The sequence below is a fragment of the Paenibacillus sp. y28 genome (assembly GCF_037137075.1).
In the GTDB taxonomy this organism is placed as follows: domain Bacteria; phylum Bacillota; class Bacilli; order Paenibacillales; family NBRC-103111; genus JBBBNV01.
The window spans coordinates 13591-39275 of the sequence record NZ_JBBBNV010000002.1 but is presented as its reverse complement, the minus strand read 5'-3'; the positions used below and the strand labels follow the sequence as shown (position 1 = coordinate 39275).

The window sequence follows — 25685 nt, the reverse complement described above, 5'->3', positions numbered from 1 at the left end:
CTTAAACAATCAACTTGTGACTATAGTTGAGAGTATACACGGAAGAGAAGCAGGAACATGTGAGAAAGGTCACACGGTTGTGATTCTTTTCACTTATTATTGAACGTCTTGTGAACTAACGGCCCGGCAAAAATAGACCCCGCAGAAGCAACCGTCCATGCCTTTTCACCACAAATATTCAAGGCGCAAAACCGTACCTGCTGAGCAAAACTTGTCCTTCCGGAAACACGCGGACGAATCTCTCGTAAACGATACGATAAGCATCCGGATGATACCACTCCTCCAGCCCCAGTTCCTCGTATAAGCGGCGTATTCCGAGCTGGCGCGTCCGTTTGCCGCCGCTGCCGTCCCCCATGAAATAATCGTCGATACATACCCGATTGACCAGAGGCAGCAGCTTGTCCGCAAACGCCTCCGTGCTCGGCAGCAGCGGAGCGATGGCCGCTTGAGCGGGAATACCGGCCTCCGCCAACAGCTGAAGCGTCCTTAATCTGGCCTGGATCGGCGGCGCGCCCGGCGCAAAATGCTTGCGGATGTCCTCCCGGTCCGTTTCTACGGTCATGCTAACCCTCACCCGGTCCTGCAGGCGCTGCAGCAAATCAATGTCCCGCCGGACAAGCGGACTGCGGGTCTGCACGAGTACAAAATCAGGGGGGTCGTCAGCCATAACCTCCAGCAGAGCGCGCGTTATTTTTTCCTTGTACTCGGCAGGCTGATAAGGGTCCGTGCTGGATGACATGAAGAGGGTCACTTTTCCTTTGGCTTTGGCCCGCTGAAGCTCCTTCCGTAACATATCCGCCGCCCCCTTCTTCATGTCTACCCACGTCCCCCATGGCTCCTTGCGGAATATGGAAACCGGCATTTGACGCACATAGCAATACGAGCAGCCAAACGAACAGCCGGTATACGGATTCAATGAATGACTGTAATCCGCAAGAAAGCCGCTCCCTTTATTCAGAAGTGATTTGGGCTGCTTGTACTGTTGGTCCGTCTTCATCATTTCCCCCTTCTGCTGAATCGCACAGCGCTGCCGCTCGCTTGTTCCGGCTCGTGCGGCGGTATTCCGCCGGGGTATAACCGGTCATTTTCTTAAACAGTGTGATGAAATAAGGAAGATTCGGCAGCCCGACATCCGCCACAATATCTGTCATCGGATCGTCTGAACCGGCCAGCAGTTCCTTCGCACGGCCCATGCGGACCTGCTGGATGTACGCCATCGGCGTAATGCCTTTTACCCGCTTGAATGTCCGGTGCAGATGATATGGGCTCCCATGACACATGTCTGCCAAGAGGCCCAGTGTCAGTGCTTCTTTATAATTCTGGTCGATGTATTGCGTCATTTGGGCTACCCACTCCGTATCAGGCAGGCGTTCCCCTGTCGGCTTGCACCGTTTACAAGGGCGGAAATGGGCGGACAATGCATGTTTAGGCGTGGGGAATATCCATACATTTTCCTTATTCGGCGTCTTCGACTTGCAGGATGGCCGGCAAAAAATTCCCGTGGTCTTAACCGCATAAAAAAACATACCATCATAGGCGGCATCATTGGCAACAATGGCCTGCCACTGCCGCTCCGTCACGTGTTCCCCGCGTACATGCTCCTGCAGGCTGCGGTCCAGGCCCAGATACTCCTCACGCCCCTGCTTCTCACGCTTGTTCACTCGAATCACCTCCATCACAGTATACCCCTGCTTCCCGCCCGTTGTACGCATTTTTCAATGAAATCGCAAGATATTGAAGCCGAATCAAATTGTGATTTATGCGGTATATAACAAGCAGCCCGCCAAGGTTTGGCGGGCTGTTAAAAATCGAAGCTTAATTGCCTTTTACTAATCTCTTTCTCAGAATAAATCCTAAAGCAATAAGAGCTAATCCAATCATTTCGATGTACCAATGGCTGCTTTCCCCTGTTTTCGGAAGCTGTTGTCCCGTTACAGGTTTGGCCCGGTTCGCACCGAGCGGAACTTCCTCGACATCAATATCGATGAGGAGCTCCTGCTCTGATCCATTCTCGTCCGTTACAACGACAGTAAAACGATCCTTCCCGCTGTAGCCCGGCTCCGGTGTGTACACCCACTGTCCGTTCGGAGCGATAGTTACAGTACCATGCCCCGGCTGCTTGCCAATAGACGGGAATCCTCCCAGAGGCAGATCGATCTCCCCTTCGACCGGTACATCCTGCGGTGTTGTTTTCTGGTCTGTAGGCGGTTTAGCAGGCTGTTCCGGCTGCCCTGGCGCCGGCGTTGGCGTTGCAGATGATACTGGCGTTGCTGTTGGTTCCGGCGTTGGCACCGGAGTTCCTGTCGGTGCCGACGTTGATGAAGGCGTCGGCGTCGCTGACGGTGTTGGTGTCACGGATGGTGTCGGCGTTGCCGATGGTGATGGCGTTGCAGACGGTGTCGGTGTAGACGATGGTGAATCATCATCTGACGAATCATCCGACGTTGGTGTTGGCGTTGGCGTCGGTCCGCCACCACCGCCTCCCGGATTCGACGTCGGTGTCGGCGTCGGTGTTGGTGTTGGTTCCGGCGTCGGTGTTGGCGTCGGCGTTGGCGTCGGTCCGCCACCACCGCCTCCCGGATTCGACGTCGGTGTCGGTGCCGGTGTCGGCGTTGGCTCCGGTGTCGGCGTCGGTGTTGGCGTCGGCGTTGGCGTCGGCGTTGGCGTCGGCGTTGGCGTCGGCGTTGGTGTCGGCGTTGGCGTTGGTGTCGGCGTTGGCGTTGGCGTTGGCGTTGGCGTTGGCGTTGGCGTTGGCGAAACCAACAATTGGTTTGTAACGTTCAAGTCAATGTTGGTTGCAGAATGAATTGTTACCGGATGCTCTGTCGTATCCAGCTTGTAGCCCGCCGGAGCTGCTGTTTCAATCAAGATGTAATTCCCGGACAACAATTTGTTGTACTGAATTATGCCGCTAACGTCCGTTGTAGCCGAACCGATGAGTATGCGGCTCGAACCAGACACACGATACAAGCTGAAGGTTGCACCCTCCAGCACTGTCGAGCTGCTGGCTTCATCGATTTTCTTGACTGTGAGGGAGCCCCGGATACCGCTTCCTGTACCGGAACCGCTGGAGAAGCCGACGATAATTTCCTCCGTCGTATCTACAACTCCTGTAGTCACATTGTTCCCGCTAAAGCTGACCGCATTGCTTACCTTATCACCATTGCTCGCAGCAATCAGGGACTGATATTCCAGTATGTAGGCCGACGTAATGGGATTCAAAAAGCTCAATACGAAGGTCTCTTTGCTGCTTGCATCGGTCGTAATATCCAATGTATAATCTGTGCCTGCGACCAATTCAGGCGAAGCTTTGGTCAGATTGCCGTTGGCCGCCACGGTGGTTGGATACAGATGGAACGAGCCAGGCAGCAAAATTTGATTGCTGCTCGGGTTATCCGTGATTACCGCATCGTGAACCTCGGATTGCCCGCCGTTGATGGTCAGCGTCCATTTGATAACTTCCCCGTCCTGCTGGCCCGTTTTGTCAACATAATTGCCCCCCTGAGGGATATTGACCGATGCTGTCAGAGGCTTGGACTCCTGCTTCACGCCATCATACAGGGTTGCAGTATTGTTAACGGATGTGCCAATAATTTGACCGTCCAGGCTTGTTTTAAAAATAAGATAATACGGTTCGGAAATTTCATTCGTGAATTTCAGGCTTAATTGATTGTCGGCGCTGTCCACGCTGTACGTATAATTGCTCTCGTCAACGATCGCGCCTTGAGACGGGATTCCGCTTCCGCTGATGTTCATGCTGTACACCTTGAGCGAATCAGGCACTAACGTCTGTCCCTGCAAAAGAATATCCCGAACCTCGGCTGCAGCCAATGTTTTGGAGTTGAAATTGACTCCGATCGTCCAGACGATTTCTTTTTCCGTAGCATTATAGCTGCCTGATTTGAATCCGTTGTTAGCCGATCCATCGACCGGGGTGAAATCGGCTTTGACCGTTTTGGACTGTGCGTTACTGTTGCTGTCCACCCATTCCATCGTGGCTTGGTTCTCGAATTTCACCGGGTTTGTAATCCAGCTGCTGAGGAGCCCGTCATTATTGAACTCGGTCTTATACGTAATGGTGTACTTATCTGTAATCTGTGAAGCAAAGCTGATTGTAAAACCATCATTCGGCTGTACCGGCGTGTCGTACACCGCTGTGTACACAGTCGGGCCGACAATCGTGTCGGTTCCGTCCCTAACAACCAGTGATTCCGGAATAAACTTCAGTCCGCCAAGCGGGAAGGAATCCTGAATGACGGCATTGTCCATCGGATACTTGTCGGCATTGACGGTAATTTTCCATTCCACGGTTTTCGTCTGATAGTTGACCGCTGCCCTATCCTTGACAAGAATGACCTGCTTGATATCCCGGGTCCCTTTGCCATTGTATGTGGAACCGAAGAAAGCTTCATTCGTAATGGTCTTCTTGTCATCGAACACACGATCGATGGACTTCGTTTGATACTCAATTTTGTATGCACCGGTAATATCCGAGTGAAACTGAAGCTTAAAACCATCTTTGCCGGCTTGAAGCTCAGCGGGCGTGAGCGCCGATACGGTGTAGCTGGAAGGGTCCAGCGCCGCTTGCTTGGTCTCGTTACCGCTCGAATCCAGCGTCACCGGGTATACTTGGACTGTGCTTGCATCCAGCGCTTGCGTATTATCGAACAAATCCGTGATGAACGCATCGGCCTGCGCAATGGTCCGCTCATTGTAATTAAACTTGATTGCCCAGGAAATCGTTTGTGTTTCCGGCGCATAGCCTGTAGATTCCTTGGCAATCGGCTTCCCGTACTGTACATTCACCGTTGCGGTCGAGCTTACGTTCGGGAAATTGGAGCCTTTGAAATTGGCCGTATTTACAAAGCTGTTGATGCTTGCATCTGTGATTTCAGTTGTAAACTGGATACGGTATGCGGTGTTGATCGGGTCCTCATGAAACGAAACCTTAAGCCCCCCGCCTGTGCTATCCACAGTATACCCGCTGCTATCAACCAGACTTCCTTCCGAAACAGTACCGTCGAGGTTTACATCCAGCTCATAAACACGAATCGGAAGCGTCAAGGACAGCCCGCTTGGAATCGTGTCCGTTACTTCCGCATTCAGAACGGAATCCAGCGCCTTGTTAACATCCACCGTCCAGTCAATGCTCTTGGCATTGAAGCCTTGCGGCACGCCTTTTTTCTCAATGGTCGAGGTGACGTTGGGCTTGAAGTGGAGGGTAATTACCTGCTCACCGCCGCGAATGGGAATTTTAATGATTTGTACACTGCTTCCTGTAATCTTCTGCTTGTCGAATTGTGTTTCGAACTGCAGGATGCCTTGCACATTGTCGTGACTTTGAATGTAGTCATTAAAGGTCATGACCACCTGATGAGTCGCCTTGCTGACTTGAAAGGTGCCTACCTCTTCATCTTCAATGAGGAGCGGTCCGCCAAAATCATTAAACAGCAGGAACTGCTCCGGCAAAGTAAATGTAAAGGTATCTCCATCCTGGAAGCCGTGATTGTTTACAAGCGACCAGGTATAATTTACTTTCACCTTGGCGCCCTGCTCGTAGACGTGGCTTGTCACCGGGTTCCCGCTGCCATCGTATACCGTCATCGTTACACTATCAATGATGTTGGTATGGATTGCGCTGGCATTGACCTGTGTGATGAAGCCTGCTCCTGAGAAGAACTGCATGATTAGCAGCAGCACGATGACTAGAGCACTCGTTTTCTTCTTCCACATTTGTTGTTGTACCTCTCCATTTCTCATTAATTCCTCTCCGTACCTTGGCGGTATGTAATTTCTATACGGACACTCCCCTCTCTATCGGTTCGTTAGCTAGTGATACACTGCTGCTATCCAAACATTGTAAATCATCCTTCTAAACAAAACCTATACACCGCTCCAGGTCTGGTTTTCCCGAATTTTCTCCGATCACCACCGTTGGTTTTTAAGATGTACGCGCTATTTTCATAGATAAAAAGAAAAAAAGCCCCCAATGCCATATGTATGACATTAGGGGGCTTCCGTAGTACAGCTTTATATTCTGTTTGTAAAGTATGCTATTAGTAGCTTTTGACCGTGATATAATCCGCTGCTGCTTTGAATAAGGCTGCAGCTTGTCCGCTTTGTACCAGAGCCGCATCATAGGTTGTGTCGATGATAACCCATTCATCTGTTTCCTGGAGATAAACCTCATTCCAAGCGTGGTATACATCCGGCGTATCAGCGCGGTAGCCCATCACGAGCTTCGTCGGCAGGCCGACACTTCTGGCCATGGCTGCAAAGGTAGCTGCGTAATCGTAGCAGATTCCTTTGGAAGCGTCATATGCTTCATCCAAATTCGGAATAAAGCCCGGCTTTACTGCTGCCGCTTTCTCATCATCATAAGTAAAGTTCTCGGTCAAGAACGAGTAGATAGCCGCTGTTTTGTCCGCATCGGTTACTGCTTGCTGGGTCAGCTCCTGCGCTTTGACGACAGCCTTCGTGTCGCTGTCCCAATGAATCAGCGAAATCGATTGCAGATAAACCTCATTCGGATTGTCGAGCGCAAGATCAACCTGGCCTTGAGCAACGACTTTATATTTGCCGCCGCCTGCTTCCTCAGCGACTAGAACGGTATAGCTGCCATTTCCCAATTGGAGCGGATAGCTGGCGCCCTCTACCAGAATATAATCCAAATTAACCTGGTCCTTCGTAATTTTGACGATGGCCTGCTTGTCTTCCTGCTTCGTGTAGTTGATTTTGATAATTCCTTGCTGGAGCAAGCTGGTGTCAATGACAGACCGCTCATCACTGGCAAAAGCTGTCCCAGCTGTAAATAAAATGAATGCGAGAACAGAAATCATCAAAAAACGACACATTTTGTGCATAAAAAATTCTCCTTTCGGTAACTGGCTATCTTCTTAGTACGAATACTAAGGAAGACCCTATAGCTTTGCGTCTTTAGCTTTCGCTAAATTTGCCTTTGTCGATGGAAAATAGAGGTCCATCTATATAGCTATGATGTTATCACAGCTGTATCTATTTTGTATATGAAAATTTCAGCCTTTGTTTTCAAGCAGCTTACCTTTGACAATCAGCCGGTGTGTTCCCGTATCAATCGGATGGCATGTCACAAGCACAATGTTCCGATCCTTGCCGTTTCCCTCCAGCACCCAAACCTCCTCAGGAAGAACGTACTGCTTCTCCTCCACCTGATAGCGGTACTGCCGGGTCTTGGTGTCGACCTCGATAACGTCCCCGACGGAAAGCTCATCCAGCCGGTTAAAGTTTTTCCCGTAGGTCAGATTCCGATGCCCGGCGATCGCGTAATTCCCGATTTCACCCGGCTTGCCGGTGTTGGCGATGCTGGCGACAGACAGCTGCAGATTTTTGACTGTGGCATCGGTTAGAATCGGAAGATTCAGGTTAATCTTGTCAATCTTGAGGACACCTTCTACATTTTTCAACCGACTGTCCTGGGGCTGGGGCTCCGCCGGCTTCTCTTCCTCGGCTGCCGCCGGAGCACCTGTCTCTACAGCCAACGGAAGACGGATATCCGCCGTCGCCTCCGGTTCAGGCGCAATGTCATTCAAGCGCTGCAAATCGTGCTCCCACTGCGCCAAAATTTGCTGCTGCTCATACATTTCGTAGCGGTCCTTCACCGTCGGATACAGTACAATAACAATTCTGGCAGCAATACAAACAAGAGAAAGCAGTTTTTTCAGCATACGTCCAGACATCCTTTATTCGAAAATAATCCATGGTCCCCGCTCAGGGGCATACCATGCGCTAAGCCCAGTCCTATTTTACCGCATCGGTTTGAAACTTTTTTGAAACCCGGCCGGGAAACTCAGCCGTTATTCCGCGCCTCCAGGCCGCCTGCCCGCAGCGGGCGAATACTGCACCTGCCTGCGAACCTATAGCCAGAGGCCGAAGCTAACGATACCTGTAAAATAACCGGGACAATATCGCACTGGTCAGGAGCAGGCCTGCTGCCCACAATGGCTCCGTCAAGTGAGCTGCAAGCGGAATGGCCAGAAGCAGCAGCACACCCAGATGAATACAAAAGCAAACCGTGCCGACGGACCGCTTCCACAAGCCCTGCTGCAGCGGATAAATGGCATGCCAAATATGGTCGCGGTAATAGCGCTTCAGCTCGGAAAGCTGCAGCGCGCTGAAGAGCGCAAACACGATATAAACGATCGCTGCCGCCCAATCGTTGCGGATAAACACAAGCAGCACCATACCAAGCAGCGTGAGTCTGAGTGTAATGCCAAACAGCTCGGACCGGAGCCACACCAGCGTATACATGTAATGGTAGGAGGCGTCCTGCCTGAACGGGATTGCCTTAAGCCATGTCCTCGGCAGGCGGAAATTTCTCGCTTTATCCTGCACCTGCGGCACATCGATAAACCAGTTCAGAACCCGGTATATCCTGGCGCGGTGCCGTTTCTCCCAATCCATGAGGAGGCTCCAGTTGACGGTATAGTTGCGGGGCAGCCGGAGAAGCCCGAGATATAGGAGTGAGCCTGCGGACACAGTGAATAAACCCGGAAGCAAACCGGAGGCCAGAAGCACGTAGGCCGCCAGTCCGGCCAAACCCCAGCGCAGCAGCGCAAACCAGCGCCGGGTTCCGGATTCCAACAGCTGCAGCTCCGTCCATTTGCCTGTGAGCAGGACAAATTTCAAGAGGCACCAAAGAAGCAGCAGCCCAGCAAAATGGAGCAGTCCGGCTCCCGTCATTTTCGCATACAGCGGCCAGACAAGCAGCCAGACTACGATGACGAGCAGGAATTGGAGCAGCATCGCTCTGCGCATAGCGGCTTGCAAATAAGACGCCATCCCCCGCTCATACGGCAGCAAAAACAGCATATCCGCTTCCCGCAAATACGTTCGGATGCTCCCTCCGGCAAGCGGCAGCAGCATCGCGGCCGTGCACAGCGGCTGCCAGGGAAACCGCTCATCCACGGATTGCAAAAGCACCTTATAGCCGACGGAGCTCAGCAGAAACACCGCGACCAGAGACAGCACAACACTCTGAATTGCGTAATGAAGGTAAGGCCGGATTTCTTTCAGAAATTGAGCCGAGCGGCGGGAATACATTGCCTTCATATCCATTAGCGCAAACCGTCCCTCGTCACCAAATGGCAGAATACATCGTCCAGCGGCGCGGAAGGCATTCCCGCAGCCTCCTGCAGCGTTTCGACCGTTCCCGAAACAATTAACGCCCCTTGATGCATCACCAGAAAACGGTCGCAATACCGTTCAATCGTGGCCAAAATATGCGAGCTAATGAGAATCGCCGCGCCGCTCTCCTTCACCACGACCATCAAATCAAGCAAAGCCCGCATACTAAGCGGATCCAGCCCCAAAAACGGCTCATCAATAATATACAGCTCCGGCTGGACCAGAAAGGCGCACATAATCATAACCTTTTGCCGCATCCCCTTGGATAAATGAGACGCCATCCGCCCGGTGAGCTTATCCATCTGAAACTGCTCCAGCAGCGGCTTCACCCGATCCATATAAGCGGACGTTTCCAACCCGTACGCCCGGGCAGTCAGCTCCAGATGCTCCTGCACCGTTAATTCCTCATATAATAAAGGGCTCTCCGGGACGTAAGCGAAGGTTTGGCGGTACTGCTCCCGCGACTCGGAGAGCGTCTTTCCCTTTAAGCGGATTTCACCCTGATGGGGCAGCATAAGCCCCAGGATATGCTTAATGGTTGTGCTTTTGCCCGCGCCGTTCAAGCCGATCAGGCCCACCATTTCTCCTGGCTGGACCTGGAACGACAAATCGTGCAGGACAGGCTGCTGCCGGCTGTAACCGCCGGTCATATGATTCACTTCCAATATCGGCTTCAACATTCGCTCCCCTTCCGCTTCATTTCTTATCCTTCTAGACTAACGGAAAACCCGCCTCATTTCCAGTTTGTGCCGGACAAGAACCTGCGAGCCAGCCTGATCTGAGCGCTGCCGCGGACAGAATAAATAAACGCACTGGCGGGCATTCGGTAAGAACTCAGCTGTTCCCCGGCCCCCATAACCTCATGCCGCACATCCATCACCCGGATGAACACATGATTCCACAGCATCATGTGGTCGCTAAGCTTCATTCCCCGTTCTTCCTTTCTCCTCGCTCCGCTTATCACACTGCAGCAAAATATTCATAGGCAGAGAGGGCTCAAGCTGCTCCCCCTGCAGCAAAGAAACGCACACCCAGGATTCGCGCGCTGGAGCATGCCGGCATATCGCTGATCTCCGCCCATTCCATTTATGATAATCATTCTCATTGATGGCAGCTAGATCATATTTTTATCCAAATCCGACCGGGTGTATACATTTCAACCGCCCCCCATCCTTATTTTTCCACTAAACTTTATGTGGTCGACCGACCGCCGTCATGCAGCGAAACACCGCGTTCCGGGCGCTGCACGCGGTGCGGAATCATCGGCAAAAAAAACTTCAACAACCAGCAAAAAGCAGCACGGCTTCCCGTCCTGCCATCCCGCTTTTTAAGCTCAAGACACCCTTTGCACTCCTCACCGCTCTCTAAATCTCCACCGCTTCCCTGATACCCGGCAAATGGACCGTATTACCCCTCTTCACGGTATTGTCCCGGTGTCATGCCTATCATTTTTCGGAAGGATCGGATAAAGTTCGCAGAGTTGTTGTACTGCAGCCGATCGGCGATCTCGGCAATTTTCATATCGGACTCCTTAAGCCATTTCTTTGCCGTATCAATACGGTACTGCATTAAATAATCGCCGAAATTGATGCCCGTCTCCTGGCGGAACACACGGCTCACATAATGGGGATGGTAATTGATACGGGAAGAGCATATTTCGAGCGTCAGCTCCGAATCGAATTCCCTGTGAATCATGTCGATAACCGCTTCCGAAATATGCCTGAACTGGCTTTCACGTCGATTCTCCAGCTCCTCAAGGTAAGGCTGAACAAACATCGAGCCAAACCAGTTCTCCATCTCCTTTACGTTTCGCAGCTTAAAGAGCGACTGGATTAAGGAGGCTTCGTCCTCTGCAGTCCGGTCCAAAGGAATGGACAGCTCCTGTCCGAACTTTAACAAATCAACCAGCAGCCGCATTAATGACAGCTGATAGTCCTTGTGCTGCGCGGACGGCTGGAACAGCTCTCCGATCAAATGCTTCAAAGCCAGCTCCGCCTGATCCAGACTCCCCGCCCGAATTGCATCGAATAAGGCCTGCTCCCCTCCCTGCGGAAACATAGACAGGTTGCTCCTCTGCGGCTGCACGTCCTCGATAAACAAAATCGATTCTTGCCCGAGTCCTACCCTGATCTTGAGTGAGGTCATCGCTTCGTGAAGCGCCTGCTGGGTCGCTGCTAACAAGCTGAAGGGGCGGCTGATGCCAATGCTTACTTTAATGTCCAAATATTGATGGATAGCCTTTTGAATTTCATCGCATAGGGTGAAGATATGCTCTTTGAATTCCGCCCCCTCTTTTACGGAACCGATCAGCGTCACCTGACAATCCGATTTGACAATCGGCACCAGTCTCATCTCCGCCAGCACAAGCTCCCCAACGATATTATTAATCGCGAACATAAGCAAATCCCGATTGGACTCGTCAAAGCGGGTATCCTTCAGCGAATCGATTTGAAGAGCCACTACACACATAGTGGGCCAAAGCTTTTCCAGGCCGTACAAGCTCAATTTTTCCTCGAAATCGGCCGGATGAATGGTACCGCTGAACAGCTTTTGCATGAAAAATTCCTTCAGCTGCACCTGCTGTCCCTTCAGCTCATTCATAATGAGCGATTGATTTTTTATCAAATAATCGACGCGTTCCCCGATGACCTGAAGCTCGCCGTTCGCTTCTTCTTCATTCCCTGCGGATGGAATGCTGGAGAGAGCGGCATAGATGGAACGGATCGGACTGTACATCCTCTTCGACCCGAACCATGCCAAAACCAGTGTAACCAGCAGGATTCCCAGGCACACAAGAAGTGTAATCCAGCCGATCAGCTTATTTTGTTCATTCATTTGCTCGTTAGAGGCGATTGAAACATAGCTCCAACCGTTATACGAGGACTTCCTGTAGGTAATGGTTACCTCCTCGCCGTCCAGCTCGGTTGCATACTGGCCGAGGGCCTCCTTTGTTTCGAGCAGAGGCTGCAGGTAGTGCTGATTAGACATGCTGGTCCCCAGCTGGCTGCGATCGCGATGAGCAATGACATGACCGGCATGATCCAGAATCATCGTGCTGCCGAGCTTGCCGTTCTGATTCGCCACAAGCTCCCGCATGACATCGGACGATAGCATGACACAAATGATGCCCTTTGGATTTACCGCGTTCAAGGGATACTTCTTGACAAAATAGATGGACTGATAAGCACCCGGCACCTCCTCTGATCCGCTTGTCCAGAAGGAGCCGCCCGGAATACGGGAAAATGCCTCAAGCTGCGGTCTAAATTCCGGGGAGCTGTATTCGTTTACCCCGCTGCTCGTGACGATCCAGTTTTTGTTCAAGCTGAACAGGAACACATCCTTGATGCCCAGCTCGTAGGTCTGGATCATCGAAATGCCCTTATACAGCTCATGCACCATCTCGAAATCTTGATTGGTGATAGCTGTATCGAAGGCTCTGGTGACGGCAGGCGGCTGCAGCAGCTGCGTCGCCGAATTGTCGATGGTCTTAAGCGTCTGTTCGACGCGCATCTGCATTTGCTGCAGGAGCTGCTTGTTGCCCTCGTTTACTTTCTCTTGAACGGTCCGCGAGGAATTATAGTAGGCAAAGGTGCCCAGCAGAATAACCGGCAGGGTCCCGATCAGAATGGAAAACAGCATTAGCTTTTTTAGATACGAAGGGGATCGAAATCGCATATAGCCTCCAAATCAATGTTCCTTAAGCATAGAGCATAGCTCAATTTTACATGAATGCGCTGCACTTAACCACACTATACCGCCGGGCACGAATTGCAGTCGATAGTCCCTTGTTGCTCAGTCGGCTGACGGTCATCGCTTACTGGGCGATAAGCCCCAAATAGTCATTCGTTGTGCTTGTTGTCATTCGTAGACATAGGAAAAATCCCCATAGGATAACAGCATTCTAACATAAACTGTTTCCTTATGGGGACACGTCATTCTATGACTTCATTGCGGAGCATCAGCATAACAGCCGTTGCCGAACAAATCCTTTTGCAAGTTAAGCAGCGCATGGCCGATCGATACCGCATTAACCGAAGCTTCGGCCTTTCCTCCACTTGCTCGTCAACCCAAGCCTGCAAACAGGTTCAATATCCTCTTGCCCGTATTTTAATTATTTCGCTATTTTGGCGTATTCGGCATTAAACTCCTCCATAATTTTGCTTCCGCCGCTTTGCAGCCATTTATCCACCGTCGCCTTCCACTCGGAGTCACTCAATGAACCCATGATGAATTTCACCGTAGCATCCGAAATGATCTTCGACAGCTCCTTCCCCTTCTCCGTTTCCGTGTTGGAGATAAACGACGCAGCCGGATTAGGCACGGCGAATGTAGCGTTATCCTGGAACAGCTTTGTGCTGAGCTTCTCCAGCTCCGTGCCGTAGTTCACCACTTGATCCTGCAAAATCATAAATTGGTTGCCATCGGTAATCTCCGATTTGATTTTGAGATCCGGATTAGGCTTATAGCTGCCATTCTCAATCGTGTACTGCTTGCCTTCGATCCCGTATTTCATCATGTTCTGGATATCCTTCCCGGATACTTTATCGAAATAACTGAGAATTTGCTTGAGCTCCGCTTCCGTCTTCACGCTCGTTTTCGGGATCACATACATCCCCAAAAAGCCAGCCCCGGCGCGTGTTCTTTCGCCCTTCGGCCCTGAGATGCGATTCAGCAATTGAATCTTGGCATTCGGGTCCACCTTCTTTATATTGTCCTCGATATTTTTGCTATCCAGCATATTGTCGATCCAAAGTCCCGCCTGGCCCTTGTACATAACAGCCCGGCCGTCCTGCACAATGGCGAAATCCTGATTGATGATTTTTTCTTCATACAATTTCTTGTAGAACTTCAACGTTTCGAGGTAGGCTTCCGTCATATGCGCCGGCACCAGCTTGCCGTCCTTCAGCTCCCACTCGTTCGGCCCCCCCATATAGACCAGGATGTCTTTGAATCCGGCGATGTTACTGCCCTGCATGCCTACGGCGAGTCCGAGTGTATCCTGTTTGCCGTTCTTATCCGGGTCTCCCGTTGCGAATGCCTTCAGTACCGTATAAAGCTCATCCAGGTTTTTCGGCTCCTGAAGACCAAGGTTCGTCAACCAATCCTTACGGATCATCAAACCGAAGCGGGCAAGATCGCGCTCACGGTACACGCCGTATACTTTGCCGTCAATGGAGACATTTTTCAGAACGATATCCGACATCTTGCTCAGGTTCGGATAGCTTTTCAGATAGGGGCCGACTTCCCAGAACATGCCGCTGCGAGCGGCGTTCACGATGAAGGAAGCTTTGGGCTCCAGCGCCACAAACGTTTTCGGAAGCTCGCCGGAGGCCACGGTAGCGCTTAATTTATCCGTGTAGGTCGTGGACGGCACCCACGATACCGTAAGCTTCGTATTGGTCTTTTCCTCAAGCGCCGCAAGCACGGAGCTGTCCGCAGGCATCTGCTCTGCATTGTAGGTCGGCAGCATCATTGACAGCTGCAGCGGCCCCGAATTGGCGCCGGCATCGCCGCTGCCTTGAGAATCTGCTTGATCCTTTCCGCCGCAGGCGGTAACAGCTAATGCAACGGTGATAAGCATTACCCCGGCTTGGACAAGCTTCTTGTATCTTCCTTGTTTCATATGAGTAGCCTCCCTTTAAATGGTATTATATCTTTTCAACCCTTGACCGAGCCAAGCAGTACCCCTTTGGCAAAATGCTTCTGCAAGAACGGGTACACAAGCAGGATCGGCAGAGTAGATACCACGATAACCGCCATCTTCACCGACTGCTCCGGCGGAGCGACATAATCCGCATCCATCGCGCTGGAGTCTCCGATGCCGCCCGAAGCCAAGATGACAATCTGCCTCATAAGCACTTGAATCGGCCATTTCAAATGGTCATTGATATACAGCACGGCAGTAAAGAACGTGTTCCAGTGACCGACCGCGTAAAATAACGAGAACGTAGCAATCGCAGGCATGGACAGCGGAAGCACGATCCGAAAAAAGATGCCCAGGTCGTTGCAGCCGTCGATTTTGGCGGATTCCTCCAAGCCGTCCGGCAGCTGCTGAAAAAAGTTCCGCATAATAATCAGGTTAAAAGCGCTAATGGCGCCCGGGATCAGCAGAGACCAATACGTATTGATCATGCCTAGCTGCTTGACGACCAGAAAGGTCGGAATCATCCCGCCGCTGAACAGCATCGTAAACACGACCAGCATCAGGATCGGCTTTCGGAAATCCATATCCTTGCGCGCTAACGGGTAAGCCATTAAACAGGTGAAGAAAATATTGATCAGCGTACCTGCGACTGTAATGTAGATGGTTACCAGCAAGCTTCTGACCAGTGTTTGGGTTGAAAAAATATACGCATACGCATCCATAGAAAATTCCGTCGGAAATAAGATGAAGCCCCGCTGCAGCAATTCCTTTTGGGTGGCGAACGAGCCGGCAATGACATAAATGAGCGGGATGACGGTAAGCAGGGCGAAGGCAATCAGCAGCGCAGTATTTACGCTATCGAAGACTCTGCTTCCCCAGCTTGTCTTAATCGGCATAGCAATTCAGCACTCCTTCCTAGTAGATACCCTCTTCTCCGAATTTTTTGGCCAAGTAGTTGGATACAACGACTAGAAGCAGCCCGACGATCGACTTGAATACCCCCACCGCTGTACTGAAGCTGTACTGTCCTTGGCTAATGCCGACAGAGTAGACATATGTGTCAAAAACCTCGCCAACCTCGCGGTTCATCGCGTTAAGCATCAGGAAGATTTGCTCAAAGCCCGTATCAAGAAAATGTCCCAGCCTCAGAATGAGCAGGATGATGATCGTGCTGCGAATGGCCGGCAAAGTAATATGCCACACCTGACGGAGCCGGTTTGCGCCGTCCATACGTGCCGCTTCATACAGCTGCGGATCGACACCCGCCAAGGCTGCAAGGAAGATAATCGTGCCCCAGCCCGTTTCCTTCCAAATGACCTCCGCTGTAATGATGGTGCGGAACCACTCCTTGCTGACAAGAAAATTAATTTTTTCTCCTCCCATGCGCACCAGCAGCTCGTTCACAATGCCGCCTTCCGTTGTCAGGAAGATATAAGCAATCCCCACCACCACAACCCAGGACATAAAATGCGGAATGTATACCAGCGTTTGAACGGTCCGCTTGACGAATTCTTGTCTCAGCTCGTTAAGCATAAGCGCAAGCACAATCGGCAATGGAAAAAAGAATAAAATATTATAAGTAGCTAAGAGTAACGTATTTCGGAAAAGAACGATAAAATTGGAGTCGGTAAAGAAACGTTCGAAATGCTTGAAGCCTACAAACGGACTATTCCAGAAGCCTAAAAACGGCTGGTAATCTTTGAATGCGATAAAAATGCCGTACATCGGCCAGTACTTGAAAATGATAAAGTACAATAGTCCGGGGAGTACCATGAAATAAAGCCACCGATTCCGTGCTAGCCTGCTCATCAACGTGGCCGACCTCGCAGCGGAAAACGCAGCGCTCCTTGCTTTCATGCTTGTTTGCATGCTGCTTCCCTTCCTTCCTTTTTACCTTGACGATTGGTGTCGTGTGTGAATCAGTAGCTCCATCATAGGAGGAGATGAAGATTGCCGTCTATAGTCCCGGCTTGCTCAAATCCGCCGCACCATGCCCGTACATGCCGAATAGTCATCTGTTGCGCTGGCTGTCAATTGTTGCTACTGGCTCATCCATGGCAAAAAAAGCGGCTCCATGCCAAGCGGCTCTCGGTTAACCCTATTTCCGCACGCGAGCAGCTCCCAGCGCGCGGTGCTTCGCTGCATGACGGCGGTCGGTCGACCACAATTCCTTGACAATCATAATCAGCAAAAAGCAGGACGGCTTCCCGTCCTGCCCTCCCGCTTTTTACTCAACACACCTTCTTGCACTCCTGCTCCGCCTTCAAAATCTCCACCGCTTCCCGCAGGCGCAGCCAATGGACAATGCCCCGCTCCCGTAAGAGCTTGGGCCATCCTGCAAATCAACATTATCGGTCATGTCCATGAGCCACCGCAGGCAGCCCGGGCCTTCTCCTCGGCGGCGATGTCCTCATAAAGAGCCGTGATCGGATCGCCCTTGGCCTGTATGCAGGCAGCCGCCCAGGGCAGAAGTAAACTGGCGTTTTGCATAAAATTAAAGAAGCAGCCGACATGGCTGCTTCCACAAAAATCATGTATCGACTCCAGAGGGCGAATAACGCCCCCTGTTTCATGCCTTAGATCAGACCGGATTTCTGCAACAGACGTTGAAGCGTTGCCGCAACCTCGGCTCTCGTAATAAATGCAATTACCGCATTTTCATAATCAATTCCGCATCCTGTGCATCGACTTTCCCGTCATCATTCATGTCCAGCGCCTGAAGCTCATCATCCGTCAGCGTTATTTTATTCTGGATATATTTATAAATGATTAGTGCATCTGCAGCAGTCACCTTCCCATCTCCGTTTGCATCTCCTTTCATTGCGGAAGAAATGGTGTATGTGGTGACCATCATGGGGCTGTTGTCTATGCCATCCTTCACCGCAATCGCCTTGAGCGTCACAGATGCCCCCCCCACGCCGGTTATCGTTACGCTTGTGCCGCTAGGGCTGCTCGTACTCGGCATGGTTCCGTCAGTCGTGTAATGGATTGTTGCGCCAGCTGTTTCCGTAGTCAGCGTCACGATGCTGCCGTTCGCTACAGACCTACCGCTTGCCGGATTGGCTGTTGGCGCCTTGGCCGGAGGTAAAGGCGTGTTCACCACCTGCGTCACCGTAAAGCTCACCTTGTCCGCATTTTTCGCCGATACCGTTACCACCGCTGCATACGTTCCCACTGCCAGACCATCCTTTGCTTTCACGGTAAAGGTGGTGGAGTCCTGGGCCGAATTCAGCGTAGTTGCAGCGGGTTGGGAGATTTCAAAGTCACCGCTTCCACTCCCGCTCAATTCTACAGCCAGATCTTCCAGGTCGCCTGTGCCGGATTTTTTTATGGTTATGGTCTTGGTTTCCTGAGTATTGGAGCTGTAACCGGCTCTCTTAGGCTCCAGGGTCTGATTGCTGATTGGTTCGATAGAATAAGGATTCGTGATCCATCTTGCATACAGCACGATACTTTCGGTACCCATTATGAAGGTGTCGTTTGCTGCATAGTTGGTTCCGCTGCCGTCGGCCTTCGTATTCCATCCATCAAAAACATACCCCTTCTTCACCAGTCCGCCTGTGTTGCCGGAAACGGTAACGGTAGCTCCATGGTTATACTCACTGGGTGTCGGCACGGTCCCACTGCCAGAATTAGCGTTATAGGATACGGCCAGAGACACCTTCCGAATTCTGCTATTATTCCGATCTGCGATGTAGAGAATACCATTACTGTCAACTGCTACACCGTACGGATAATTGAGCCTCGAAACGTTAGCTGACACACCATCAGAGCTATAGCCTGCAATCCCATTTCCTGCCACGGTGGTTATGATCCCGTCGAGGTCAATCTTGCGAATCCGATGGTTATAGGCATCACCAATGAAAATATTGCCGCTGCTGTCAATAGCTACTCCTCGGGGCCCATAAATTTGAGCCGATATGGCTGAGCCTCCATCTCCGGAATATCCATCAGAACCATTGCCTGCCACCGTGGTTATGATCCCGCTGAGAGCGTCAATCTTTCGAATGCGTCCACTCTCTACCAGGTACATATTTCCTTTACTATCAACGGCGAGGTGCCAGAAATACGATAGTTTAGCGGCTGTAGCCAGGCCTCCATCACCGGAAGAACCCGAAGTACCCGTGCCGGCTACTGTAGTTATTATCTTGCTGACGGCGTCAACCCTTCGAATCCGGTAATTATTGGAATCTGATAAAAATATATTTCCGCTGCTGTCAACTGCTATAGCTGAGGGATAATTCAATTTGGCCGCGGTCGCCAGGCCTCCATCACCGGAATAACCCGATTCACCAGTACCTGCCACCGTCGTAATGATTTTGCTGACAGCGTCAACCTTTCGAACCCGGTAATTCTTGCCGTCTGCAATATAAAGATTTCCCGCTGCATCGATAGCTATCCCGTCGATACGGCCAAGTGCAGCGGCTGTGGCCAGGCCTCCATCACCGGAATAACTCGATTCACCAGTACCTGCCACCGTCGTAATAATGTTGGTGCTTGCGTCAATTCTACGAACCCGATAGTTCCCTGTATCCCCAATGTAGATATTTCCGCTGCTGTCGACCGCTATGCTGCCAGGCAAACTAAGTTTAGCTAACTTAGCGTCGCCTCCATCCCCTGAGTAGCTGTAGCTGCCCGAGCCTGCAATCGTGGAGATGATGCCGTAGCCAGCATTTGCGTTAGCCTGTGGGGTCATGGTAATGATGGATGTGACTGCCAGACAAAAAGCCAGAATTGATCGGATGATTTTCCTTGTAAACTTTGAATGCCGCATTGTTGTTATCCTCCCTGTGGTATAAATAAGGTTTAAACGATGGATGACTTTGGTATCCATATCTCATCATAAGCATGTGCCTTCAGTACTGCCTCTCCCCCTCTTCTCCGCTACGTTTCATAGTATCATGCCATTCTCTAAAATTTCTCACAAAACCACCGGCAGTCCAGGTTATAAAGCATTAAAGCATCTTATAAACCCTTAGCAAATGGGAATATACGTTCTTTTTAAGGCGAAAAAAAGCCCTTGCTGCAGCAAGGGGAATGTTTTAAACATCGGTTATGAGCAGAGATGCATCGCGCCGGCGATACCGCTTCTGTCTATTGCGCAGTTGGTTGCTCGCATTCTCGGGCCCAAAGAATAGCGCGGCTCTAGAACCATCACTCGTTAGGAATTCCTGCAAATCGCCGAGCAGCTGCTCCGCCGCTTCCTGATTCGAGAAATTCGGCCTTTCAGGTTCCGATGTGATGAGTCTATCCGCAGCGTTTTCTTCCGTACTGGCTTCCCATCCTGCCCTCCCGCTGTTTAAGCTCAAAACACCTTCTTGCACTCCTGCTCCGCCTTCAAAATCTCCACCGCTTCCCGGAAGCGCAGCGAATGGACAATTTCCCGCTCCCGTAAGAATTTGAGGCTATCCTGCAAATCAACATCATCCGTCATGTCAATCAGCCACTGGTAGGTAGCCCGGGCCTTCTCCTCGGCGGCAATGTCCTCATAAAGATCTGCGATCGGATCGCCCTTGGCCTGTATGTAGGCAGCCGTCCAGGGCACCCCCGCCGCATTCTGGTAAAACAAGGCGCTGTCGTGAGCGACATAGCTGGGCCCAAGTCCCGCTTCATCCAGCTGCTGCGGGGTGGCATCCTTGGTAAGCTTGAACACCATAGTGGCAATCATTTCCAAATGAGCAAATTCGTTGGTACACTGTAGTTATCGGTGATTTTTTATTGTTGCAAGTATTTGTTTTTATTTTCATATTCCTTTACACGACGGTAAAAGGTCGCCTTTGTTAATCCGGATTGCTTCATTGCAGCAGCTGCCGTGATATCCCCTTTCTTCCACTCACCATAGGCCCGGAGAAACTTCACATCAATACTTTTCCGGGGCCGACCAAACTTAATACCGCTTGCCCGCGCAACCTCAATTCCTTCTGCCTGACGCTGCCTATTCTTCTTCCGCTCCTGCTCGGCCACGTAAGCCAGCATACTTAAGAATTGATCCTCCAGTAGTTTTCCAAGGTCCCCCATTGTTTTGAACTTACGGCTGTCAAAAAGAGCCTCATTGTCCAGGCAGACAATGTCTGCGTTTATCTCCCTGGTGATGAACTTCCATTCATTAATGATCCCATCATAGTCTCGGCCCAGCCGATCCAATGCATCCAGGTACACTAAGTCCCCAACACGAATCAGCATACGCATGGTCTGGTACTTGGGGCGTTCAAAATCTTTGCCGCTCAACTTATCTACAAATATATAACGTTCCTCTACCCCCAGCTCCCGGAATTTGATGAGCTGCCGCTCCGGATTTTGCTCTTGTGTTGAAACTCGGCCATATGCCAGCTTCAAAATGCCTCACTCCCTGTAATTGTTGTTTCAAAAAGTATTGTATTTTATTGATACGTCTCTAAAGTGTATTTAGCACATTTTGATACTAGAAATCAACAATAATTCAAACCGTCTCAAAAAGCATACATTTTGAAAGAGCCGTATTAAGACCTTTAGAACTAAGAAATGCAATTGTTGGCCAAATCCCATATGTCACTTGCCCTATTTTCCAGATGTTGTTATGATCGACATTGAATGGAGGTGACTTTAAATATGATAATGAGGGTTCCTATAAAATTTGATACACCTGTTCAAATAGAATATTTGAATGGAGACAAGGAAAATTCATTTATCTTCCCAGCAAAAAATGGTTTAATGGCTTGTGATTTTACAATGATGAATGGATACGATGCTAACAACAATCGAGTTACAAATTTAGTAGGATATGATGGGTCAGAAATTTTAAAATATTGCCCTTATTGCGAGAAAACAAAGCATGTAACAGAGTTCGGCTATACAGGCAGGGTAACCGACAGGCGAAGGGATCAAAGCAACTGTACTAAATGCAGAGGTCGGTATAATTGATTAAAACAACATCCCTTACCATAGTAATTTTTCAAATCAAGAAACACGAATAGGGCGCTTCCAACATAGGCTGACATGGGAGGAGGTTCTAAAATTATCCTACCAGCGCTTTTATAATTTTTCGAAAAAAAATGGATATTAAAAGCCAGTCATTCCTCATCATGCGAATGACTGGCTTTTGCATATTCAAGCACAAATCTACCGCTCCATTTCCGCAAGGCGATCCGTGGTTAGGGTGAAATACTTGGGATCGATCTCAAAGCCAATCAGCTCCCGGCCGTGCTGCTTTGTTGCCAGCGCGACTGGCCCACTCCCAAGAAAAAAGTCGGCCACAAGTTCCCCTTCCAAACTGCTATTTAAAATCATTTCATCCATCAACTTGGCCGGTTTCTCTGTCGGGTGAACAGTCTTGTTTCCCTGAATACGGGGAACGCTCCAAACGTCAGTAGCTGACCGTTTTGGAATTCGCCGCACTTTTTTATCCGGCTTAACCGCAAAGATAATAAATTCGTGCTGGAAGCGGTACTGGTATCCCATACCCATTTGCTCTTTATTCCATACGATGCAGTTTTTCACCACAAACCCGATCCGCCGCATCCAGCGCACCATATCCGGATACATCCGCCAATCGATGCAAACATAAATATGCCGCCCTGGCTTCAGTACGCGGTAAGCTTGGAAAAGCCATTGCAACGTGAAACGCTGATACTCCTGCGGGGAAAGCTTATCGTTTGCAATGATGTCGAACCTAGGCCGCTTTATTTTTGTCATGTTTGTCCCACCAAAGCCAAGGTTATATGGCGGGTCCGTAATGATGAGGTCCACAGAATCATTGGCTAGATATTGTTGTGCGCCTTGAATGCAATCCATGTTATAAATCATCTTATAAACCTCCTAGTTTGTGGGAATATACGTTCTGTTTTTGAGGTAAAAAAAAGGCCTTGCTGCAGCAAGGGAAATGGCTTCGTTAGATTTAAATGCCTTCGTTTAAATCTGCTCATCGTGCTGACGAACCTGTTTCAACAAATCCAGCATCTGTTGCCTGGCTTTATCTGGCTCCATAAAAAGAGTTGCTCTGAAAAAATCACTGGCGATGAAATCCTGCAGCTCATCGAGCACTTGCTCCATCCTGCCAAACTCTGAATTGCTTGGGCTGCTATCAGAAACACTTGGTGGCGGGCTATCTGACGGGTTATGTTTCTTTCTGTTCTTGGGCAGAACAAACAATACGGCTTCTTCCAGCTTCATCGTTTGAGCTGCTTTTTTAAATCGAACCAGCAACCGGCTATCATCAGATGTAAAAATTCTTCGTCCCTGTTCATCTTTCTCAAAGAAGTACCCTTGCTCTTCAAATAGCGAGCACCAGCGTCGAAGCGTGCGATCCACGATTTCAAGATGTGCAGCCATAGCCTGAAAGGTTTTCATTGAACTCCCCCCTTTTTTAGTTCCCGAATTAGTTCCCGTTATTAGTTCCCGATTCGGCCCGTTTAAAAGGCCTTATTTTATGCGGGTTCTGGGCGATAATGAACCCCTTATTTTTCGGGAACTAATCTCGGGAACTAAAGCTGGGAACTAATCCATTCCGGATAGATACTCCTGGATTTGTTCCTCATTCCACTCGATTTCATAACCGGCTCTCCGGTTTATGGGAGCAGCCAAGAATCCTTCTTCAATAAGCTGCTGCAGCAAGCCGATGATTCGCTCTTTACGCACCCCTAGCTCACTACGCAGCTCGTCGGTTCGCGTAGATCGCGTTTGGCAAATGTACAGCTTCATGCGCTTTAATAGCACTTCGTCCGTTAATTGCTCGGATTCCTCTACTTTAGGCCGTGTCCGTGTATCCGGATCCAGCGGACCAAGTAGTCCCTCCTCGTCCATTCGGCTCATGATGCTGCTGGCCGGAACGTAGGGAATACCGAGAACGGCTTTAAGAATATCTGCTGAAATATTCCCTCGTTCATGGAGCAGCTGTGTTGCCTGCCGGTAAAGCTCCTCTCGGTCTACAGCCTCGGCCACACCAGGATATGAAGAACGGGCCTGCTTCGTATGGCCAACCGCCACCTGCAGACTGGCATCGTTTATTCCACTATCTTCCGAGTCACCCTCCTCCCATGGCGGAACGGTATATGGGTCTTGTTCTTCAGAATAAGGGTTGTCCTCCTCATTCTCCATTCCCCAGTTTTCTTTTGAGGATCCACTTTGCTCTTTAGTCAAGCTATTCCAATAAGCCTTTAGTTGATCCAAAAACTGAATATCTTCTCCCTCTTTAGCCGAAATGCACGCAGATTGAATGCGTACAGGCTGCTCTCCATTCATAATCATCATGCCATCCCCATGGCCCATTAAAGGCGGGGCTGAAGCATCCAAGATCGTTTTGTAATCATGATAATTTTGCAGCTTATAGGAGATTCGGCTTGGCAAATTAGCCTTGATGACGCCAGTTACCACATCCGCACTGGGTCGCTGTGTAGCTAAAATCATATGAATCCCTGCAGCCCGCGCTTTTTGGGCAATACGCTGCACTGCATCCTCCACTTCACTGGCAACGACCATCATTAATTCTGCATACTCATCCACGACCACAACAATGTAGGGCATCTTGGCGTCTGGATTTTTCATATTGTACTGAATAATATTCCGGACTTTATGCTCATTGAGCAGCTCATATCGCCGGTCCATCTCTACAACGACTTTCTGCATGGCTAGTGCCGCCCGGCGCATATCCGTGACTGGGGGAGCGAGCAGATGTGGATACTCTTCGAAGGCGGACAATTCTACCAGCTTTGGATCAAGAAGAAGAAGCTTCAGTTCCTCGGGGGATCTTGTCAAAAGCAAGCTAGCTAAAATCACGTTTAGTGAGACCGATTTACCTGAACCCGTTGCTCCTCCCATTAATAAATGCGGCATTTTCGTTAAATCTGCCGTAACCGTCTTGCCAAGCATATCCTTTCCAATTACGATGGGCAGCTGAGCCTTGGCTATAAAAGCTTGGACCTCTGGATCCGCCAGGCATTCGCGCAGGTATACAAATGCCCGTTTTTTATGTGGAATGGCGAATGCCGCTGAGCTTTTGTACGGACTACTCATGATGTCAAACCCGGTCTGGAACCCCGCATGATTGGCAATGTCATCCCGTTTTTTAGTCAGCATACTTAACTGAATTTTAGGCGGCAATTGAAAAGCCACCGTCTGAAGCGTGGGACCCGACTGAATGTTTAAGATTTGAATCGGTTCGTCTACTGAAAATGAATTAAGCTGCAGCGTATCCGAGATTAAATGGGCAGCGATTTCGGCAGTGATGGTCCCGGACGGGATCGGATTTGGATTGACAGGCAGAAAAGAAAAAGGCTCTTTGTGTCCGTCAAACAGGATAGAAACGCCGCTTTTATTCCCAACTACACCGGACCCGGACACCGGCGCCGGGTCTGTCCGGACGTGAAGCAGGGTTGCAGGTTGAATTCCCTTTGTTCCCCTACGCAATAATTGCCGGACCTTGTCCAGCAAACTCGCCCGGTTTTTGCGGACATAGGGCCACAGGACAAACAATACGAATAGGACCCCGCCTGCCTTCATGACGATCCGGCCCGGATCCTCGAAAGCAGGGTTGTCAAACCCCCACTGCATCACTGCGCCGGTAGCCAGCAACATATACCCGAGATTGGCCAGTCCCTTGTCCGCCTCTTGCTTTTTAGCCGCTTGCTTCTCCTCCATTACCCGTCCCCCAGTTTGGCCACAAAGGAGCGAAGCCCCCCGAGCAGATTTTGTACATGGCCCTTAATGATCGGCCACCAGGCGTCCCCTTCCGTGAACAGTACGTGCAGCACGTCTTTGGAATTTCGAACCAGCATGACAATAAGACCCAGAAGAATCAGCTTCGACACCCAGGGCGGGATTTTCACTTTTCCTTCACTATCTTTGCTTTTCCACACCCAAATAAAGAAAACGACAAGCCCGATGATGACAATATTCTCCGACAACG

General features: G+C 50.3%; 18 protein-coding genes, 2 pseudogenes and 1 riboswitch. All 20 genes and pseudogenes read right to left on the bottom strand.

What is annotated here, in order from left to right; genetic code table 11:
• Positions 1–178: 178 nt before the first annotated feature.
• Complete coding sequence (locus WBG83_RS03345; RefSeq protein WP_336742685.1) at positions 179–997, bottom strand: SPL family radical SAM protein; 819 nt, start codon at positions 995–997, stop codon at positions 179–181.
• Positions 951–1676 (bottom strand): bifunctional transcriptional activator/DNA repair enzyme AdaA, encoded by a 726-nt coding sequence (locus WBG83_RS03340; RefSeq protein WP_336742683.1) that lies wholly within the window; start codon positions 1674–1676, stop codon positions 951–953. The genes WBG83_RS03345 and WBG83_RS03340 overlap by 47 nt, the downstream gene beginning before the upstream one ends.
• Before the next feature lie 139 nt (positions 1677–1815).
• Positions 1816–5760: a collagen binding domain-containing protein gene (locus WBG83_RS03335; RefSeq protein ID WP_336742682.1), complete on the bottom strand. Its 3945-nt coding sequence runs from the start codon at positions 5758–5760 to the stop codon at positions 1816–1818.
• A gap of 296 nt (positions 5761–6056) precedes the next feature.
• Positions 6057–6863, bottom strand: coding sequence for a transglutaminase-like domain-containing protein (locus WBG83_RS03330; protein ID WP_336742680.1), 807 nt, complete (start codon positions 6861–6863; stop codon positions 6057–6059).
• Between the two features lie 13 nt (positions 6864–6876).
• Positions 6877–6967, bottom strand: a riboswitch (cyclic di-GMP riboswitch).
• Positions 6968–7034: 67 nt separating this feature from the next.
• Positions 7035–7703, bottom strand: coding sequence for a class D sortase (locus tag WBG83_RS03325; RefSeq protein WP_336742678.1), 669 nt, complete (start codon positions 7701–7703; stop codon positions 7035–7037).
• A gap of 208 nt (positions 7704–7911) precedes the next feature.
• Positions 7912–9093: an ABC transporter permease gene (locus WBG83_RS03320; protein ID WP_336742677.1), complete on the bottom strand. Its 1182-nt coding sequence runs from the start codon at positions 9091–9093 to the stop codon at positions 7912–7914.
• On the bottom strand, positions 9093–9842 hold the full coding sequence (locus WBG83_RS03315) for an ABC transporter ATP-binding protein (RefSeq protein ID WP_336742675.1): 750 nt from the start codon (positions 9840–9842) through the stop codon (positions 9093–9095). Before WBG83_RS03315 ends, WBG83_RS03320 begins: the two co-directional genes overlap by 1 nt.
• Before the next feature lie 53 nt (positions 9843–9895).
• Positions 9896–10090, bottom strand: coding sequence for a hypothetical protein (locus tag WBG83_RS03310; protein ID WP_336742674.1), 195 nt, complete (start codon positions 10088–10090; stop codon positions 9896–9898).
• 479 nt (positions 10091–10569) lie between these two features.
• On the bottom strand, positions 10570–12837 hold the full coding sequence (locus WBG83_RS03305) for a helix-turn-helix domain-containing protein (RefSeq protein ID WP_336742672.1): 2268 nt from the start codon (positions 12835–12837) through the stop codon (positions 10570–10572).
• Between the two features lie 436 nt (positions 12838–13273).
• Complete coding sequence (locus tag WBG83_RS03300) at positions 13274–14785, bottom strand: extracellular solute-binding protein (protein WP_336742670.1); 1512 nt, start codon at positions 14783–14785, stop codon at positions 13274–13276.
• Positions 14786–14820: 35 nt separating this feature from the next.
• Positions 14821–15702, bottom strand: coding sequence for a carbohydrate ABC transporter permease (locus WBG83_RS03295; protein WP_336742668.1), 882 nt, complete (start codon positions 15700–15702; stop codon positions 14821–14823).
• Between the two features lie 19 nt (positions 15703–15721).
• Entirely contained in the window at positions 15722–16663 is a 942-nt protein-coding gene (locus tag WBG83_RS03290) for an ABC transporter permease (protein ID WP_336743103.1), read from the bottom strand.
• Positions 16664–17037: 374 nt separating this feature from the next.
• Positions 17038–17299, bottom strand: a pseudogene (locus WBG83_RS03285) (manganese catalase family protein); the annotation flags it as partial.
• A 154-nt stretch (positions 17300–17453) separates the two neighbouring features.
• Positions 17454–19640: an NHL domain-containing protein gene (locus WBG83_RS03280; RefSeq protein ID WP_336742666.1), complete on the bottom strand. Its 2187-nt coding sequence runs from the start codon at positions 19638–19640 to the stop codon at positions 17454–17456.
• Positions 19641–20111: 471 nt separating this feature from the next.
• A pseudogene (locus WBG83_RS03275) lies at positions 20112–20498 on the bottom strand (manganese catalase family protein); the annotation flags it as partial.
• Positions 20499–20521: 23 nt separating this feature from the next.
• Positions 20522–21142, bottom strand: coding sequence for a recombinase family protein (locus WBG83_RS03270; RefSeq protein WP_336742664.1), 621 nt, complete (start codon positions 21140–21142; stop codon positions 20522–20524).
• A gap of 762 nt (positions 21143–21904) precedes the next feature.
• On the bottom strand, positions 21905–22588 hold the full coding sequence (locus tag WBG83_RS03265) for a DNA-methyltransferase (protein WP_336742662.1): 684 nt from the start codon (positions 22586–22588) through the stop codon (positions 21905–21907).
• Between the two features lie 105 nt (positions 22589–22693).
• The gene (locus WBG83_RS03260; RefSeq protein ID WP_336742660.1) at positions 22694–23131 is read right to left on the bottom strand and encodes a hypothetical protein; all 438 of its coding nucleotides are present in this window, start codon (positions 23129–23131) and stop codon (positions 22694–22696) included.
• Positions 23132–23278: 147 nt separating this feature from the next.
• Positions 23279–25417 (bottom strand): FtsK/SpoIIIE domain-containing protein, encoded by a 2139-nt coding sequence (locus tag WBG83_RS03255; RefSeq protein ID WP_336742658.1) that lies wholly within the window; start codon positions 25415–25417, stop codon positions 23279–23281.
• The gene (locus WBG83_RS03250; protein ID WP_336742656.1) at positions 25417–25683 is read right to left on the bottom strand and encodes a hypothetical protein; all 267 of its coding nucleotides are present in this window, start codon (positions 25681–25683) and stop codon (positions 25417–25419) included. The genes WBG83_RS03255 and WBG83_RS03250 overlap by 1 nt, the downstream gene beginning before the upstream one ends.
• Positions 25684–25685 lie beyond the last annotated feature (2 nt).

Excerpts from the sequence above, each read along its gene's own strand:
- WBG83_RS03325 (WP_336742678.1), bottom strand. The coding sequence starts at position 7,703 with ATGCTGAAAAAACTGCTTTCTCTTGTTTGTATTGCTGCCAGAATTGTT.
- WBG83_RS03320 (WP_336742677.1), bottom strand. The coding sequence starts at position 9,093 with ATGGATATGAAGGCAATGTATTCCCGCCGCTCGGCTCAATTTCTGAAA.
- WBG83_RS03345 (WP_336742685.1), bottom strand. The coding sequence starts at position 997 with ATGAAGACGGACCAACAGTACAAGCAGCCCAAATCACTTCTGAATAAA.
- WBG83_RS03265 (WP_336742662.1), bottom strand. The coding sequence starts at position 22,588 with ATGATTTATAACATGGATTGCATTCAAGGCGCACAACAATATCTAGCC.
- WBG83_RS03335 (WP_336742682.1), bottom strand. The coding sequence starts at position 5,760 with ATGAGAAATGGAGAGGTACAACAACAAATGTGGAAGAAGAAAACGAGT.
- WBG83_RS03300 (WP_336742670.1), bottom strand. The coding sequence starts at position 14,785 with ATGAAACAAGGAAGATACAAGAAGCTTGTCCAAGCCGGGGTAATGCTT.
- WBG83_RS03310 (WP_336742674.1), bottom strand. The coding sequence starts at position 10,090 with ATGAAGCTTAGCGACCACATGATGCTGTGGAATCATGTGTTCATCCGG.
- WBG83_RS03295 (WP_336742668.1), bottom strand. The coding sequence starts at position 15,702 with ATGCCGATTAAGACAAGCTGGGGAAGCAGAGTCTTCGATAGCGTAAAT.
- WBG83_RS03255 (WP_336742658.1), bottom strand. The coding sequence starts at position 25,417 with ATGGAGGAGAAGCAAGCGGCTAAAAAGCAAGAGGCGGACAAGGGACTG.
- WBG83_RS03315 (WP_336742675.1), bottom strand. The coding sequence starts at position 9,842 with ATGTTGAAGCCGATATTGGAAGTGAATCATATGACCGGCGGTTACAGC.
- WBG83_RS03260 (WP_336742660.1), bottom strand. The coding sequence starts at position 23,131 with ATGAAAACCTTTCAGGCTATGGCTGCACATCTTGAAATCGTGGATCGC.
- WBG83_RS03330 (WP_336742680.1), bottom strand. The coding sequence starts at position 6,863 with ATGCACAAAATGTGTCGTTTTTTGATGATTTCTGTTCTCGCATTCATT.
- WBG83_RS03340 (WP_336742683.1), bottom strand. The coding sequence starts at position 1,676 with ATGGAGGTGATTCGAGTGAACAAGCGTGAGAAGCAGGGGCGTGAGGAG.
- WBG83_RS03290 (WP_336743103.1), bottom strand. The coding sequence starts at position 16,663 with ATGAAAGCAAGGAGCGCTGCGTTTTCCGCTGCGAGGTCGGCCACGTTG.
- WBG83_RS03305 (WP_336742672.1), bottom strand. The coding sequence starts at position 12,837 with ATGCGATTTCGATCCCCTTCGTATCTAAAAAAGCTAATGCTGTTTTCC.
- WBG83_RS03280 (WP_336742666.1), bottom strand. The coding sequence starts at position 19,640 with ATGGATACCAAAGTCATCCATCGTTTAAACCTTATTTATACCACAGGG.